The organism is Siccibacter colletis (genome assembly GCF_000696575.1).
GTDB classification, from domain to species: domain Bacteria; phylum Pseudomonadota; class Gammaproteobacteria; order Enterobacterales; family Enterobacteriaceae; genus Siccibacter; species Siccibacter colletis.
In genome coordinates, this window is sequence record NZ_JMSQ01000001.1 from 258,131 (window position 1) to 273,377 (window position 15,247).

Sequence of the window (15,247 nt, forward strand, 5' to 3'; positions counted from 1 at the left end):
GTTATCACTGCTGCCGGTGCGGGGCGTTACTCAGAAGAACACGACGTATACCGCGGCCGCCACCACAAAACGGTAGATGGCAAACGGGATAAACGAAATACGTTTGATGAGGTGCAGGAAGGTTTTAATCGCCACCAGCGCTACCAGGAACGCCGTCACAAAGCCTACCGCGAACATCGGGAAATCGGCCATGGTCAGGAAGTGCCAGCTCTTGTAGAGATCGAGCACCGTGGCACCCATCATCATCGGCACCGCCAGCAGGAAAGAGAACTCAGAGGCCGCATAGCGGCTTACGCCCATCAGCATGCCGCCGGAAATGGTTGCCCCGGAGCGGGAGAAGCCCGGCCACAGCGCCAGACACTGGAAGCAGCCAATCATAAACGCCTGACGATAGGTCATATCATCCAGCCCCGGCGCACGCGGCTCCTTCGGCTTCAGCACTTCCGCGGCGATCAGCAGGAAGCCGCCCACCACCAGCGCGTACATGACGTTAATGGGGTTAAACAGGGATTTGATGGTGTCGTGGAACACCAGACCCAGCACCACGGCGGGGATCATGCCCAGCAGGATATGCAGCAGCGTCAGACGATTTTTGCCGGTGCCTTCATGCGGCGGATGACCAAAGTGGATGCCGATAAGCCCAAACAGGCGACGCCAGAACATCACCACCACGGCGAGGATCGAGCCGAGCTGGATCACCACTTCAAAGGTTTTTGCCGTTTCATCCTCGAACCCCAACAGGTGCCCGACAATAATCATGTGACCGGTGCTGGAGACCGGCAGGAACTCGGTCAGGCCTTCGACCACACCGAGTATCGCCGCGATCAGCAGCGAGTGCATATCACTCATCAAATGACCCTCTAAAAATATTCAAAAAGAATAAAAGCAGCGCGCTGACGCAGCGGCTGCAAAATGCCCACGCAGTATGACCCGTAACCCCACGTTTGGTTTAATGAATATGAAAACTAAATGGTTTCTTTCGGATTATTGCTACGCTCAATGATTACACCCACGTTGGCGGCGCGTGCCACCGCACCAGGTTTGCTCACTTTGATGCGTACCCAGGGCGAAGCAAAGCGGCTCAGCAGGATGTCGGCCACCTCTTCCGCCACGCGCTCCACCAGCGCGAACCGGTTGCCCTCCACGTGGCCGACAATGGCCTCGCTGATGTCGGCATAGCTCAGACAGTCATTCACGTCGTCGCTTTTCGCCGCGCGGCGGTTGTCCCACGCCATTTCGATATCGAACACTAATTTCTGTTCGATGGTCTGTTCCCAGTCGTAAACGCCAATAGTGGTGATTACTGAAAGTTGCTCTATAAATACAATGTCCACGATCACCTGCCTGAAGGTTGGCTATGCCGGAAGCCCGGTACGCGCGCGTTGCCAGCGCCATGCTGAACGGCGGGGATACCACTTCCGACTAAATATGCGTATTATCCACAGATGCAGAGAATACAACGACATTTTCAAAACGGAACAGCGTTATGAGTGCAATCGCGCCTGGGATGATGATCCTCGCGTACCTTTGCGGCTCAATCTCCAGCGCCATTCTGGTCTGCCGCCTTGCGGGACTTCCCGATCCCCGCGTCAGCGGGTCCGGTAATCCCGGCGCGACCAACGTATTACGAATTGGCGGCAAGGGAGCAGCCGTAGCGGTACTGCTATTCGACGTGCTGAAAGGCATGCTGCCGGTGTGGGGCGCGTATGCGCTGGGCGTGACGCCGTTCTGGCTGGGGCTTATCGCCATCGCGGCCTGTCTTGGCCACATCTGGCCCGTCTTCTTCCGCTTTCGCGGCGGCAAAGGGGTTGCTACCGCGTTTGGTGCCATCGCCCCTATCGGCTTCGATCTCACCGGCGTAATGGCCGGCACCTGGCTGTTAACCGTCTTGCTGAGCGGCTACTCGTCGCTGGGGGCCATCGTCAGCGCGCTTATCGCGCCGTTCTACGTCTGGTGGTTCAAGCCGCAGTTCACCTTCCCGGTCGCCATGCTCTCCTGCCTGATCCTGATGCGTCATCACGATAACATTCAGCGCCTGTGGCGCGGTCAGGAGAGTAAGATCTGGAAAAAACTGAAGCGTAAGAAAGCAGAAGGGAAAGGCGACGCGCCGTAAGCGCAAAGAGAGGATGCAGCCGCCAGGGCTGCATCACAACAGATTCAGGCGGCAGGCAGCTCCGCCAGCGGCCAGCGCGGACGCACCGATACACTCAGATCTGCCACACAGCCCGCTTTGAAGCGCACCATGCCCGCATACGCAATCATCGCGCCGTTATCGGTACAGAACTCCGGACGCGCGTAGAACACCTCCCCGCGACGTTTCTCCATCATCTGCCCCAGCTTCGCCCGCAGGGTGCGGTTAGCGCTCACGCCGCCGGCCATTACCAGACGCGTAAAGCCGGTCTGATCCAGCGCGCGCTTGCATTTGATCATCAGCGTATCCACCACCGCATCTTCAAACGCACGGGCGATATCGGCCCGGGTCTGATCGTCGGTACCGTTATCGCGAATGGTGTTCGCTGCGAAGGTTTTCAGCCCGGAGAAGCTGAGGTCCAGCCCTGGGCGGTCGGTCATCGGACGCGGGAAGGTAAAACGCCCTTCCACACCCTGCGCCGCCATTTTTGACAGCAGCGGGCCGCCGGGATAGTCCAGCCCCAGCAGCTTCGCGGTTTTATCGAAGGCTTCACCCGCCGCATCGTCAATAGATTCGCCCAGCAGCGCGTACTGGCCGATGCCAGTCACGCCGATAAGCTGGGTGTGCCCGCCGGAAACCAGCAGCGCAACGAAGGGGAATTCCGGCGGATTGTCTTCCAGCATCGGTGCCAGCAGATGGCCTTCCATGTGATGCACTGCGATGGCCGGCACGTCCCACGCGAACGCCAGCGAGCGGCCAATGGTCGCCCCCACCAGCAGCGCGCCGACCAGACCCGGCCCGGCGGTGTAGGCCACCGCGTCAATTTCGCTGGCCGCCACGTTCGCCTCTTTCATCGCCGCCTGGATCAGCGGAATGGTTTTGCGCACGTGATCGCGCGAGGCGAGTTCAGGCACCACGCCGCCGTAGTCAGCGTGCAGTTTCACCTGACTATACAGTTGGTTGGCAAGCAAACCTTTCTCATCGTCATAAATGGCGATGCCGGTTTCATCGCAGGATGTTTCGATTCCCAGTACACGCATGGCTGATTTTTACCTCTGTTAACTGCCGCGCAGTGTATGCCGCAGCGCGGAAGTTGTAAAACTTTGCGCACCCAAACGCGAGTGTCGTGTATACTCTTCGCCCCTGGAACGGCGCCATGACTGACGCAGGTTTTAGTAACCCCGGCGAATAGTCGGCTGCAGCACGGCAGCAGTGTAAAAGATGACGTGGAACGCCTGGCGGTGCTTTACAAAGCAGCAGCAGTTGCAGTAAAATTCCGCACCATTTTGAAATAAGCTGGCGTTGATGCCAGCAGCAAACCGATTTAATCAAAGGTGAGAGGCACATGCCGGTAATTAAAGTACGTGAAAACGAGCCGTTCGACGTAGCACTGCGTCGCTTCAAGCGTTCCTGCGAGAAAGCAGGTGTTCTGGCGGAAGTTCGTCGTCGTGAGTTCTATGAAAAACCGACTACCGAACGTAAACGCGCTAAAGCTTCTGCTGTGAAACGTCACGCGAAGAAACTGGCTCGCGAAAACGCACGCCGCACTCGTCTGTACTAATTGATTGAGGGTTTGCGCCCTTAATTCAGACCGAGTTGTTGTTATAAAAGGCCGTGCTTCCGAAAGGAATGCGCGGCTTGTTTTCGTTTATATCTTTCATAATTCAAGTTGCAGATTGTGGGTCCACCCACGGCCGTCCTGCCACTCGACTTATGCCTGATAGACAAGCTACTAACGGGGCTTATGGCTGGACGTATCCCACGCGTATTCATTAATGACCTGCTGGCTCGTACCGATATCGTCGACCTGATCGACGCACGGGTAAAGCTCAAGAAGCAGGGCAAGAATTTTCACGCGTGTTGTCCTTTCCATAATGAAAAAACCCCCTCCTTCACCGTTAACGGTGAAAAACAGTTTTATCACTGCTTTGGCTGCGGCGCGCACGGAAACGCCCTGAGTTTTCTCATGGAGTACGACAAGCTCGACTTCGTGGAAAGCGTGGAAGAGCTGGCGGCGATGCACAACCTTGAAGTGCCGTATGAAGCCGGCAGTGGCCCAAGCCAGATTGAACGCCACCAGCGCCAGAACCTGTATCAGCTGCTCGACGGGCTGAACGCGTTTTATCAGCAGTCGCTGACGCAGCCGGTGGCAGAGCCTGCCCGCCAGTATCTCGACAAGCGCGGCCTGAGTCGCGACGTCATAGAACGCTTCGCCATCGGCTACGCGCCGCCGGGCTGGGACAACGTATTAAAACGCTTCGGCGGCAATCAGGAAAACCGTGAATCGCTGATAGCCGCCGGCATGCTGGTCACCAATGATAATGGCCGCAGCTATGACCGTTTTCGCGAACGCGTCATGTTCCCTATCCGCGACAAGCGGGGCCGGGTTATCGGCTTTGGCGGACGCGTGCTGGGCGACGGGCAGCCGAAGTATCTGAACTCCCCGGAAACCGACATTTTCCATAAGGGCCGCCAGCTGTACGGCCTGTATGAAGCGCAGCTGAATCAGGCGGAACCGCCGCGGCTGCTGGTGGTGGAAGGCTATATGGATGTCGTGGCGCTGGCGCAGTACGACATTAACTATGCGGTCGCCTCGCTGGGCACCTCGACCACGGCGGATCATATCCAGCTGCTGTTCCGGGTCACCAACACCGTGGTGTGCTGCTATGACGGCGACCGGGCCGGACGCGAAGCCGCATGGCGCGCGCTGGAAACCGCGCTGCCGTATATGACCGACGGCCGCCAGCTGCGCTTTATGTTCCTGCCGGACGGGGAAGATCCCGATACGCTGGTGCGTAAAGAGGGCAAAGCAGCATTTGAAGCGCGGATGGAGCAGGCGCAGCCGCTCTCCACGTTTCTGTTTAACAGCCTGCTGCCGCAGGTGGATCTGAGCACCCCGGACGGGCGCGCGCAGCTCAGCACGCTGGCGCTGCCGCTGCTGAATCAGGTGCCCGGCGAGACGCTGCGCATTTACCTGCGTCAGGAACTGGGCAACAAGCTGGGCATTCTGGATGACGGCCAGCTTGAGCGGCTGATGCCGAAAAAGGCAGATAGTTCTGCTTCACGTCCCGCTCCGGCGCTAAAACGCACAACCATGCGTATACTGATCGGATTGCTGCTGCAAAATCCAGAGCTGGCGCCGCTGGTGCCAGACCTCTCCGGGCTGAATGCAGAGAAATTGCCCGGGCTTGGCTTATTCCGGGAATTGGTCAACACTTGTTTGTCACAGCCTGGTCTTACCACCGGGCAGCTGTTAGAGCAGTATCGCGGAACAAATGAAGCCGCGACCCTTGAAAAACTCTCGATGTGGGACGATATAGCAGATAAGGACATCGCAGAGAAAACGTTCACCGACGCGCTGGAACATCTGTTCGATTCCGCGCTGGATCTGAGACTGAGTGAACTGATTGCCCGCTCGCGTACCGAAGGGCTGAGCGCTGCAGAGCGCGAAGAGGTCCGCATCATTACGCTGGCGCGAGCAAAGAAATGACATCTACATAGCAGGTTATGAACCTGACACTGAATTCCGCGGCTTAATTGCCGATTATTGATCGGGTGAACCCGACAGCCGCACCGCCGGGCAGCGGCATTAAATTAAATGCGCCCGCACTACCAGACGTGTTCGTATCGCAGCAGGAAGCATGTGATTCATCCGCCAGGTCCTGAATAAACAGCGACGGGGATGCACAGTGCTGCTTTTGCATTGGTTGATACGAACGACGAACGGTAAACGTTATGGTTGGCGGCGACGCCTGCTAACACAACCCTTATGAATTAAGTGTGGATACCGTCTTATGGAGCAAAACCCGCAGTCACAGCTCAAGCTTCTCGTCACTCGTGGTAAGGAGCAAGGCTATCTGACCTATGCTGAGGTCAATGACCATCTGCCGGAAGATATCGTCGACTCCGATCAGATCGAAGACATCATCCAAATGATCAATGATATGGGCATCCAGGTGATGGAAGAAGCACCTGATGCCGACGATCTGTTGCTTGCTGAAAATTCGAACAACACCGATGAAGATGCGGAAGAAGCGGCTGCCCAGGTGCTCTCCAGCGTGGAATCTGAAATCGGACGCACCACCGATCCGGTGCGTATGTACATGCGTGAAATGGGTACGGTAGAACTGCTGACCCGCGAAGGCGAAATTGACATCGCCAAACGCATCGAAGATGGCATCAACCAGGTACAGTGCTCCGTTGCCGAGTATCCGGAAGCGATCACCTACCTGCTGGAACAGTACGATCGTGTAGAAGCAGGCGACGCACGCCTGACCGATCTCATCACCGGCTTCGTTGACCCGAACGCTGAAGAAGATCTCGCCCCCACCGCCACGCACGTCGGCTCTGAGCTTTCCAGCGAAGAGATGGACGATGATGAAGACGAAGATGAAGACGACGACGCGGACGACAGCGACGACGACAACAGCATCGATCCGGAACTGGCGCGTGAGAAGTTCGGCGAACTGCGTACCCAGTACGAAGTAACGCGCGACACCATCAAGGCGAAAGGCCGCAGCCATGCGAAGGCGCAGGAAGAGATCCTGAAGCTGTCTGAAGTGTTCAAGCAGTTCCGCCTGGTGCCGAAGCAGTTCGACTACCTGGTGAACAGCATGCGCGTCATGATGGATCGCGTGCGTACTCAGGAACGCCTGATCATGAAGCTGTGCGTTGAACAGTGCAAAATGCCGAAGAAAAACTTCATCACGCTGTTCACCGGCAACGAAACCAGCGAAACCTGGTTCAACGCCGCTATCGCAATGAACAAGCCGTGGTCTGAGAAACTGAACGACGTTTCCGAAGACGTGCATCGCGGCCTGCAGAAGCTGCAGCAGATTGAAGAAGAGACCGGCCTGACCATCGAGCAGGTAAAAGATATCAACCGTCGCATGTCTATCGGTGAAGCGAAAGCCCGCCGTGCGAAGAAAGAGATGGTTGAAGCGAACCTGCGTCTGGTTATTTCTATCGCCAAGAAATACACCAACCGTGGTCTGCAGTTCCTCGATCTGATTCAGGAAGGCAACATCGGCCTGATGAAAGCGGTGGACAAGTTCGAATACCGTCGCGGTTACAAGTTCTCCACCTATGCAACCTGGTGGATCCGTCAGGCGATCACCCGCTCTATCGCGGATCAGGCGCGCACCATCCGTATTCCGGTGCATATGATTGAGACCATCAACAAACTCAACCGTATTTCTCGCCAGATGCTGCAGGAGATGGGCCGCGAGCCGACGCCGGAAGAGCTGGCCGAGCGTATGCTGATGCCGGAAGACAAAATCCGTAAGGTGCTGAAAATCGCCAAAGAGCCGATCTCCATGGAAACACCGATTGGTGATGATGAAGATTCGCATCTGGGGGATTTCATCGAGGATACTACCCTCGAGCTGCCGCTGGACTCTGCGACCACCGAGAGCCTGCGTGCCGCCACCCACGACGTACTGGCTGGCCTGACCGCTCGCGAAGCGAAAGTCCTGCGTATGCGTTTCGGGATCGACATGAACACCGACCACACGCTGGAAGAAGTGGGCAAACAGTTCGACGTTACCCGCGAGCGTATCCGTCAGATCGAAGCGAAGGCGCTGCGTAAGCTGCGTCACCCGAGCCGCTCTGAAGTTCTGCGTAGCTTCCTGGACGATTAATCTTTCCTGCTGAAGCGCAAAAAGCCCCGACATGCTCGGGGCTTTTTATTTTCCACTACCCTGCCATTACAGCTCCGCTGGCTGCCACTTTGGATTTTCCGGCAGCGGAATTAATCCCGAACTGACGCCGTTAATCCCCAACACCTGAATATCCTGACCATTGCGATAAAACTGATACTGCAGAGTTTTAATAAAGCTCGGCATATCTTCTGAGTGATCGGCTGATTCGCAGGCATCCACATAGACCGCCCCGGTATAGTTATCAGGGAATATGGAATAGATATTGTGGTAGCAATCCCGGCCATCCAGATAAAACGCCGCGCGTTGATCGCCAATTACCGGCTCGCCTTCATCACCCTGAAACGCGCCGTGAGCAATAATAAACAGATTTTCATCTTCGCGCAGTCGCGGTAATTCGTTATGGAATACCTTAAACTTGCGCTCAAATACCAGCGGATGATGACGAATAGAGTGGCGGGCAATCTCTTCAAGCTGGCTATCATCGGTGCAGACAATAACGATCATAATCATTCTCCAGTGAATATTATTCAGGGCCAGGCCGCGCGTTAGCGCACGCTCCAGGTGTTGTCGAGATTCAGGCTCACATCCACGTTATAGATATTGGGATTGAAGGTGATCTTCTGCGCATTAGTGATCGCTTCCACGTCCAGCACCTCACCCACTTCATAATCGCCGAAGGTCACCCAGTACACCGGATGCGGCGTGAAGCTAAATGCCAGGTTCGGTTGAGCAGGACGCGCAAAGGTGCCGGCCCCGGACATGGCGATGCCGACCGATGCCACATCAAACGGCACGGTGTTGCTGTTGTGCACATACAGCGTGCCGGCTTTGACGCCGCTGCGCTGGTTGGCAAAGGTCAGCGCGTCGCGGTCGGACGTAAAATCAATGTGGTTTGCGGTTGTCAAATCTGCCGGCCAGATCTGGGAGGCATCAAACACCACGCCCGGCACCAGCGGCCCGGTCTCATCCCAGATAAAGTCGTAGTCGATGGTCCAGCTGAATTTCACGCTGGTGGTCGGGTGCGCAGGTTCGGCAAACCAGGCCAGCGACATCAGCTGCGGATCGTTAACGTCCGGCGCGGTCTGGTAAACGCAGATCTTGCCGTAATTACGGGTATTGTTATGGAAATTAAGCGTGTATTTCTGAGACATAATTATTTCCTTAAAAGTATGAGTGAGTAGTAAAATAATATGGCCTGCGTTTAAACGGCTTCACCTCCTTTTATTTTCCCGGATGACGAGCGGATCATACGGATATTCCGCATACTTACCCCAAAGGTGCGGGTTAATTCCTGGGATGGCACATTTTCCCGCATTGCCATTTGCATAGCGGCCCGGCGGATAGCAATAAACACGCCCCATGCAGATGGCAACTCAATATGCCCAGAGGTATCTGCGCGCTTTGCTAATTTCTGATAATCGAACTCAGTAATATTGACGCCGTACAGCTTCCCAAAGCGGGTAGCGTCTTTGGGCATATAAATTTTTCGCCCGCCGTGGCGATACATCAGGTGAAACAGCGTCGCGAACCCGCACACGCCGGCGATCTCAGATGCCGCCCAGGGCATTGACGCCAGAACATAGCGCTGGTGTAATTCACAAAATCGCACCAGCTCGGTTTCATTGTCAGAACGCATTGCGGGTAAGCCGGAGAATAACAACGGATAATCCATGTCAGGATCATCATTTCTCATTGTATTATTCATACTGTCCTCCATCGGTGATTTCTGCGACTGAATAAGTGCAACGTCATTCCGTGGAATCAGTATTAACCTGCGCGTATAAATTAGACACGGCGGAAGGGTTCCCCCGAAAAAGGGGATTAACAGAAGGGTGTATAATATATTTTAAAATAACGAGAGGCCGGAAGCCGAGCCTCTCGTCGCGGGTGGGATAAGGGTGATTACATGCCGCGAACCATTAATGCCTCATCCAGCTCGCGATAGGCCTCTACCAGCTTCTCTAACGGCGCACGGTTTAAGCCGCTGGGATTTGGCAGTACCCAGACCTGGGTCGCACCGATAGAAATCTGCTGTTTGCCCCAGTTAGCCCCGCGCTGGCTGAACGCCTGCTCGAAAGCTTGTTTGCCGAGGATCGCCAGCGCCGTAGGCTGGTAATCTTCGATCTTTTTCACCAGATCGCGTCCACCCTGACGCAGCTCGTGCAGTTTAACTTCCGTTGCCTGTACCGTCGGGCGCTCTACCAGCATGGTGATACCGCAGCGAGTATCCAGCAGCTCGCGCTCTTCCTCCGGCTTCAGCTGCCGCTCGGTGAAGCCCGCCTGGTGAATGACTTTCCAGAAGCGATTGCCCGGATGGGCGAAGTGGTAACCGGTATGGGCCGAGGATTTTCCGGGATTGATGCCGCAGAACACCACGCGCAGCCCCGGTTCGAGAATATCTTGTATCATTAGCAACCTTTCATAACTGACGGATTCCTAAAGTATAAAACCTTGTTCGCAGGTTGCTTAGAAAAACAGCACCCGACGCGTAATGGCTGGATTGAGGCCAGCAGTTACTTTATAATCCCCCGCCACGGCCCCTTAGCTCAGTGGTTAGAGCAGGCGACTCATAATCGCTTGGTCGCTGGTTCAAACCCAGCAGGGGCCACCAAATTTTTACAATAAAATCATGGCGTTACCCCATTATCCTTGATGTGGCATATAGCTCTAGTATTGCCTCTGCCCCCTTTTTGTCCTCCGACCAAGAATTTTAACCCAAAAGCATTTGCTTTTTTCCTAAGTAAAACCCGCTATGTACAAGGCAAAGAGCAAGGCATCGTATGTAATTTTTCAAGTTAGCACTTAAATGTATGCATTGTATGTGCATTCACTGTCGCTTATAGTTAAGTAAGGTAAAGGAATTTTTCTCGTTACCACGCAATTTACTCGCTGCGCTAATGGCTTTTGTTAACTTGATAATTAACAATTTTAAGAGTGATGGATACATTATAATGTCCAACAAATTTCTGCTTGATATACCTAAAACATTTTTACTTACTGCCTATACATTTATTTGCGGCTTCACTTACATATGTGGATTTTGGTATAACTTTAAAATTGATTTGCAAATTGTTTTTAGCTTGCTGTCGCCCCTTGATATAATCAAATCATTTATTATACCTATATCATCAGCCATCGGCATAGTTATATTACAATTACTAATGAATTTTGTTAGTAACTATGGATACTCAAAAACTGATGATTTAATGAAACAAATTGAAAACATATACCTAACAGAGGAACCAAAATCTCAAGAACAAAAAAAAAGAAAGCTTTCAAATGTGATCACTTCCCAATTTGGTTTTGTAGCATTGCTTTCTGTCGGTATAACGATTTTAATTATCTATAAGTTTATTACGACTGAAGAAAGAATGTATTTCAATGTATTTATAATATTTGCAGCAGGCATTTTTGTGCTGACCGGCTTTATTATATTTTGTGTTGATTCAGGGTTTGAGAAGGCTGAAAGATATTTTGTTATAGCTTTTTCCATTTGCATACTACCGGCTATAATTTATTTCATAGGTGGGCATACTGGGAAAAACGCTATTGAAGATGAAAAAGCAATGATTATGATGGACAATAACGCATGCAGTAGCGATCCAAAAGAGCAATATGTTTTACTATCTCTATATGGTTCAAAAGGGATTAGCGCATCATTAAAAGACCACTCCATCTGTCTATTTGAAGCTGAAAAGACCAGTTTTAAGAGCCGTATGCCTACTCTTCCCCAACAGCTAAGCGAATAAAAAAATAGGATATGTATACAGGAATTTCGGACTCGAGTTCAACCCTAGCCATCTCACCCAATAAAAGAAAGGGTTACGCTTAAGCGTAGCCCTTTCTTTTTGTTCATGGCCACTTCGCGTCCACTCCGTTGGTTAAGTGCAAACAATATACATGCCGCACATCGACGATGTTACAATCCTTTTTTTAATCGCTTGCTGATGGCCTTAGATGCGGCATCACGTTGCATGTCTGACCAGCTTTCATAAGAGGTGTTTTTCGCGATGAAGCTCTCCCATTCATCATTAGGAATGGCTTTAAAATCCTCAGCCGATTTAACGTGGAAACCTGACTTTTCGAATAGATCCTCAACCGAAGTAAATGATGAACATTTGCTTAGGAACTCAGGATTGAACATTTCACCAAATGTTAACTGCGTTGTGCTTCCAATCTCTTCAAGGTTCTTTTTTAACTTACTGATTTGGTGACTAAAACTTTTAGGCATATAAAACCCCTTGTTTATAAATGAAAACTAACGGCTTGATATAACGGGGCTATTATATTTTTTTATTTCATCATAAACCATAGCCAAACATGGTTAAGATCACACTTATGTTTTTTTATGCTCTGCCCTCCGTCAATTCAGACAATAAAAAAAGGACGAATTAACACCTCCTTTTTTTTAAATTTTATCACCTTACCATCTGAAAATGATGCATATTGTTACTAACTAATGCCTGCCTTTTTCTTTGGGGAACGGAAGATTAAACGGCAATCTCCACTCATTTTTGAGGCATTCATTACGTCGTTTCATAATCCATCTGTTAGCCAGCCAACAAAAATTGGAATATATTCGTGGATTAACTTTTTGTCGTTCCTCTATGTACGGTTTACAAGCCACATAGAGGTTTATGACAGTGGAAGCATACACTTTGTACAAAAAGCCTTCATCGAAAAGCCCGTGTTTAATAGCATTTCCGCAACGCTCCCATTCATTGAAGACCGTCATCAAAGCTCGAGCTTCTTTGGTTTGTCTGACTGAGTTCAATCCCCAATGACTCATTGGTTTTTTTTGTTTTCTAGGATCTTTTTTTAACAAAGTTAGTATTTCTTGCCAAGCAGCATCGACTTTGTCGCTTCTCTTATAAGAAGCTTCAAAATCTAAGGAGTTCTTTTCGCGAGATGTTTGGCGATTCTTTCTGATCGTTACCACAGCCACTATAAGAGCAACTATCGCCGCAATAACATTACTGAAGAATGTCGGGCTACTGTCCCAAAGATGAGAAATTATTTCATTCATTTCAATGAGTTGCATTAGATTAAAAATACAAAAAAGGCGGGGAAAATCCCCACCTCTCGTCAATTCAGAAAATGAAACATCTTAGGATAAGCCCCAATCCTCTTCACGGAAAGTTTTCATAGTTTTGCTCCTCCAGTTAGTCATTTTTTACTCATAAATCTGTTTGGACGACCTTTATACACTGCATAAGTGACAACCACAAGCGCTGTACAACCGTTTTCAGTTACTGCTCCAAGTACCGTGACAGTAAGCTATTGGTTCCCGTCACTTTCTAACTTGTTACTAAGCTTAGCAAATGCAATTCATCTAGCTAGGATGTTTAAGAAAAATTACATTAGATGATTAATATCAAACACTTAATTATAGCGCGCATTGAATACAGGATCTAGAAAACTGAAAATCAGTGAAATTTCTTTCAATCTTTTCAGTTCGTGATTCCCGGCACGCCGCCAGTAGTGGCGCTGGCTGGCGGCCCGGTTTGCAGAAAAACAAAACTGCAAAATTTTTGTGATCCAAAACGTGCAGGCGGGTGCGGTGTAGTGCCTTTTTTGTCTGTGACGCATTTATTTTGTCGGCGTGTGGCTATGCCAGCGCAGCCAGGCGGCTGTGATCTGTTTCTTGAGTGAACGGGGGCGTAGGTAGGCTTAAGGCGCTCAGACGACGTTCTACGAAGCCTGACGATGGGTATAAAAAAGCCCGCATATGCGGGCGTTGTGAATGCCTGGGTGATCGTCAGGCGATGATGCTCTCATACTTGCTTCTGGTTTGCTGCGCAGCTGAAGCCGTCTGGCTGAATGCGCTGGCATTGGTAGGTGTGCTGACGCTGGGGTGGCTGTGGCTCGCGCACTGCTGCGCCAGCTGTGCCAGCAAGTCGATGGTATCCAGCATCATGGCAAGAACATTAACGCTTTCATTACCAATATGTACCGTTGGCCCCATGACCTGCTGACCACCACTGGCAACGGATTTACGCAGTGCTGCAATCTTTTCTGTCAGCGCGCCCTGCGTATCAACGGTGATGTTACCGGCCACCGTAGTTGCCTGTTGCCCCGCGATGTCCGTTTCAGCGTCACCCTGTACGCTGGCCAGATATTTACCGGTGGCCAGCGCGTAATCGCCCGTAACCAGCTGCTGAATTGCTCCGGCCATCAGCGTAGCCGTTCCCAGCACAGTGGTCTTATCCGTAGCCTTAATCGTGGTTTCACGCGTCACCATCTCCCGCGTTTCAGTATCTGCCGTAACACTGCGGGTCATGGAAGTTTCGCGGATAGCCTGATCGGTTTTGCGTTCCCAGTCCCCTGCCTGCGTCACGCGCTGTGAAACTTCAGCGCGCTGCTGTTGCAGCTGTTCGCCGGGCTTAACATCCGGCAGGCTGGTGCCATCCGGTACGGTCTGGCGCACAAATGGCTTATCGGGGCGGCCACCGGTAAAACCCACTTCTACCAGCGTGCCTTCTGGCGGAAACTGGAACATCCCCGAATCGTTACCTGCCATCGGCACCGGCAGCGGCACGGCGGTATAAACTGGCGTCGTGCTGTCCGGGTTGCCGTCCGCGTCGAGCAACTGCACATCAACGGCATAGCGCGGGCGGAACGGATCGGCGAAGTTTCCGCTGCTGGCCGCCTCACTGGGCGCAATCACTCGGGCAAATTTTGGCAGGTGCATCCCGCTGGCCAGCTCAGGGTAGTGGCTTTCAATCTGACGCTGTACCGGTGATTTTTGCAGTGGCGCGCCGGTAGCCTTATCGCGAGGCGTCCAGGTTATGGCCATGTTTTCCGCAATCAGGTTGACCTTCGTCAGGCGCTGACCGTTCACTTCCACGCCTGGCCGCAGTGTCTGGATCATAGGAATGGTCATGCTGTTGCCGCCGGACGTGTCCTGGCTGAACTCATGCGGAATATCAACCGGACGCCCGGCAAACAGCGCCTTATCAGCACCACCCACAAATACAGAACCGTCCGGCAGCTGATACCAGACGTAATCCGCGATACCAAAAACCCGGCCCAGATTATTCAGCAACTGGAATCCCGTGCCGGAATGCGTGAAGTGCGGCACCGGTTTATCACTGTAGGCAGTGTCAGGGACTGTTATGGTCAGGCCGCTTTGTTCAGTCAGCCAGGCTGCAATCTCGCGAAGCGTCGGATGCTGGAATGAGCAAGGCCACAGTTTTTCAAATACCCCGACCATTTCACGGACGAAAAGGCGCATGAAACCTTTTCCGGCTGGCTGTGAGCGCTCCACGTAGCCGGTAAACCATCGCAGCATGTGATCGCCGTATCCAATATCAAGGCGCACCACTTTGCCGGTGTAGTCCTGTTGCGTTTCAGCGGTGATAAATCCACGCCCGGCGGCGCTCAGCTCAAGCACCATATTCACGTCCGCCATATGAACTTCATCACCTGAAAGGTACAGGCGTTTAATCGGCTTCAT

At 52.3% G+C, this 15,247-nt stretch carries 15 protein-coding genes and 1 tRNA gene; 6 read left to right on the forward strand and 10 right to left on the reverse strand.

The features are described 5' to 3' along the window. Positions 1 to 30: 30 nt before the first annotated feature. Positions 31 to 849 (reverse strand): undecaprenyl-diphosphate phosphatase, encoded by an 819-nt coding sequence (gene bacA, locus ET34_RS0101120; RefSeq protein ID WP_031518762.1) that lies wholly within the window; start codon positions 847 to 849, stop codon positions 31 to 33. Between the two features lie 116 nt (positions 850 to 965). Beyond that, positions 966 to 1,334, reverse strand: a complete 369-nt coding sequence (folB, locus tag ET34_RS0101125) for a bifunctional dihydroneopterin aldolase/7,8-dihydroneopterin epimerase (RefSeq protein ID WP_035890731.1) — start codon at positions 1,332 to 1,334, stop codon at positions 966 to 968. Between the two features lie 152 nt (positions 1,335 to 1,486). Between folB and plsY the strand changes: the two genes are divergently transcribed. Further along, the gene (gene plsY / locus ET34_RS0101130; RefSeq protein WP_031518765.1) at positions 1,487 to 2,113 is read left to right on the forward strand and encodes a glycerol-3-phosphate 1-O-acyltransferase PlsY; all 627 of its coding nucleotides are present in this window, start codon (positions 1,487 to 1,489) and stop codon (positions 2,111 to 2,113) included. A 44-nt stretch (positions 2,114 to 2,157) separates the two neighbouring features. Here plsY and tsaD read toward each other — a convergent pair whose 3' ends face one another. Further along, on the reverse strand, positions 2,158 to 3,171 hold the full coding sequence (tsaD, locus tag ET34_RS0101135) for a tRNA (adenosine(37)-N6)-threonylcarbamoyltransferase complex transferase subunit TsaD (protein WP_031518767.1): 1,014 nt from the start codon (positions 3,169 to 3,171) through the stop codon (positions 2,158 to 2,160). A 305-nt stretch (positions 3,172 to 3,476) separates the two neighbouring features. Here tsaD and rpsU point away from each other — a divergent pair, with 305 nt between their 5' ends. From rpsU to rpoD, 3 genes are all read left to right on the forward strand, one after another. Next, complete coding sequence (gene rpsU / locus ET34_RS0101140) at positions 3,477 to 3,692, forward strand: 30S ribosomal protein S21 (protein WP_001144069.1); 216 nt, start codon at positions 3,477 to 3,479, stop codon at positions 3,690 to 3,692. Between the two features lie 183 nt (positions 3,693 to 3,875). After that, positions 3,876 to 5,621 (forward strand): DNA primase, encoded by a 1,746-nt coding sequence (dnaG, locus tag ET34_RS0101145; protein WP_031518768.1) that lies wholly within the window; start codon positions 3,876 to 3,878, stop codon positions 5,619 to 5,621. Positions 5,622 to 5,925: 304 nt separating this feature from the next. Beyond that, the gene (gene rpoD / locus ET34_RS0101150; protein WP_031518771.1) at positions 5,926 to 7,770 is read left to right on the forward strand and encodes an RNA polymerase sigma factor RpoD; all 1,845 of its coding nucleotides are present in this window, start codon (positions 5,926 to 5,928) and stop codon (positions 7,768 to 7,770) included. Between the two features lie 66 nt (positions 7,771 to 7,836). On the opposite strand, the gene ET34_RS0101155 is transcribed toward rpoD, so the two are convergent. The 4 genes from ET34_RS0101155 to mug all read right to left on the reverse strand — a co-directional run bounded on the left by ET34_RS0101155 (position 7,837) and on the right by mug (position 10,200). Further along, the gene (locus ET34_RS0101155; protein WP_031518773.1) at positions 7,837 to 8,295 is read right to left on the reverse strand and encodes a hypothetical protein; all 459 of its coding nucleotides are present in this window, start codon (positions 8,293 to 8,295) and stop codon (positions 7,837 to 7,839) included. Between the two features lie 41 nt (positions 8,296 to 8,336). After that, positions 8,337 to 8,942 (reverse strand): hypothetical protein, encoded by a 606-nt coding sequence (locus ET34_RS0101160; protein ID WP_031518775.1) that lies wholly within the window; start codon positions 8,940 to 8,942, stop codon positions 8,337 to 8,339. Between the two features lie 50 nt (positions 8,943 to 8,992). Further along, positions 8,993 to 9,496: a hypothetical protein gene (locus ET34_RS0101165; RefSeq protein ID WP_152548331.1), complete on the reverse strand. Its 504-nt coding sequence runs from the start codon at positions 9,494 to 9,496 to the stop codon at positions 8,993 to 8,995. A gap of 197 nt (positions 9,497 to 9,693) precedes the next feature. Then, positions 9,694 to 10,200 (reverse strand): G/U mismatch-specific DNA glycosylase, encoded by a 507-nt coding sequence (mug, locus tag ET34_RS0101170; RefSeq protein ID WP_031518778.1) that lies wholly within the window; start codon positions 10,198 to 10,200, stop codon positions 9,694 to 9,696. Between the two features lie 126 nt (positions 10,201 to 10,326). On the opposite strand from mug, the gene ET34_RS0101175 reads away from it, so the two are divergent. Together ET34_RS0101175 and ET34_RS0101180 are read left to right on the forward strand one after the other, a co-directional pair. After that, positions 10,327 to 10,402: transfer RNA gene (locus tag ET34_RS0101175), tRNA-Ile, on the forward strand. A gap of 340 nt (positions 10,403 to 10,742) precedes the next feature. Next, the gene (locus ET34_RS0101180) at positions 10,743 to 11,540 is read left to right on the forward strand and encodes a hypothetical protein (RefSeq protein ID WP_152548332.1); all 798 of its coding nucleotides are present in this window, start codon (positions 10,743 to 10,745) and stop codon (positions 11,538 to 11,540) included. A 170-nt stretch (positions 11,541 to 11,710) separates the two neighbouring features. On the opposite strand, the gene ET34_RS0101185 is transcribed toward ET34_RS0101180, so the two are convergent. The 3 genes from ET34_RS0101185 to ET34_RS0101190 all read right to left on the reverse strand — a co-directional run bounded on the left by ET34_RS0101185 (position 11,711) and on the right by ET34_RS0101190 (position 15,247). Beyond that, positions 11,711 to 12,022, reverse strand: coding sequence for a hypothetical protein (locus ET34_RS0101185; protein ID WP_031518782.1), 312 nt, complete (start codon positions 12,020 to 12,022; stop codon positions 11,711 to 11,713). Between the two features lie 225 nt (positions 12,023 to 12,247). Beyond that, positions 12,248 to 12,817 (reverse strand): DUF4760 domain-containing protein, encoded by a 570-nt coding sequence (locus ET34_RS21365; protein WP_160165442.1) that lies wholly within the window; start codon positions 12,815 to 12,817, stop codon positions 12,248 to 12,250. 732 nt (positions 12,818 to 13,549) lie between these two features. Then, positions 13,550 to 15,247: a hypothetical protein gene (locus ET34_RS0101190; protein WP_031518783.1), complete on the reverse strand. Its 1,698-nt coding sequence runs from the start codon at positions 15,245 to 15,247 to the stop codon at positions 13,550 to 13,552.

Bases quoted from the DNA above. Each gene is read 5' to 3' on its own strand.
- bacA (WP_031518762.1), bottom strand. From the start codon at position 849: ATGAGTGATATGCACTCGCTGCTGATCGCGGCGATACTCGGTGTGGTC.
- plsY (WP_031518765.1), top strand. From the start codon at position 1,487: ATGAGTGCAATCGCGCCTGGGATGATGATCCTCGCGTACCTTTGCGGC.
- tsaD (WP_031518767.1), bottom strand. From the start codon at position 3,171: ATGCGTGTACTGGGAATCGAAACATCCTGCGATGAAACCGGCATCGCC.
- rpsU (WP_001144069.1), top strand. From the start codon at position 3,477: ATGCCGGTAATTAAAGTACGTGAAAACGAGCCGTTCGACGTAGCACTG.
- dnaG (WP_031518768.1), top strand. From the start codon at position 3,876: ATGGCTGGACGTATCCCACGCGTATTCATTAATGACCTGCTGGCTCGT.
- rpoD (WP_031518771.1), top strand. From the start codon at position 5,926: ATGGAGCAAAACCCGCAGTCACAGCTCAAGCTTCTCGTCACTCGTGGT.
- ET34_RS0101155 (WP_031518773.1), bottom strand. From the start codon at position 8,295: ATGATCGTTATTGTCTGCACCGATGATAGCCAGCTTGAAGAGATTGCC.
- ET34_RS0101160 (WP_031518775.1), bottom strand. From the start codon at position 8,942: ATGTCTCAGAAATACACGCTTAATTTCCATAACAATACCCGTAATTAC.
- ET34_RS0101165 (WP_152548331.1), bottom strand. From the start codon at position 9,496: ATGAATAATACAATGAGAAATGATGATCCTGACATGGATTATCCGTTG.
- mug (WP_031518778.1), bottom strand. From the start codon at position 10,200: ATGATACAAGATATTCTCGAACCGGGGCTGCGCGTGGTGTTCTGCGGC.
- ET34_RS0101180 (WP_152548332.1), top strand. From the start codon at position 10,743: ATGTCCAACAAATTTCTGCTTGATATACCTAAAACATTTTTACTTACT.
- ET34_RS0101185 (WP_031518782.1), bottom strand. From the start codon at position 12,022: ATGCCTAAAAGTTTTAGTCACCAAATCAGTAAGTTAAAAAAGAACCTT.
- ET34_RS21365 (WP_160165442.1), bottom strand. From the start codon at position 12,817: ATGAATGAAATAATTTCTCATCTTTGGGACAGTAGCCCGACATTCTTC.
- ET34_RS0101190 (WP_031518783.1), bottom strand. From the start codon at position 15,247: ATGAAGCCGATTAAACGCCTGTACCTTTCAGGTGATGAAGTTCATATG.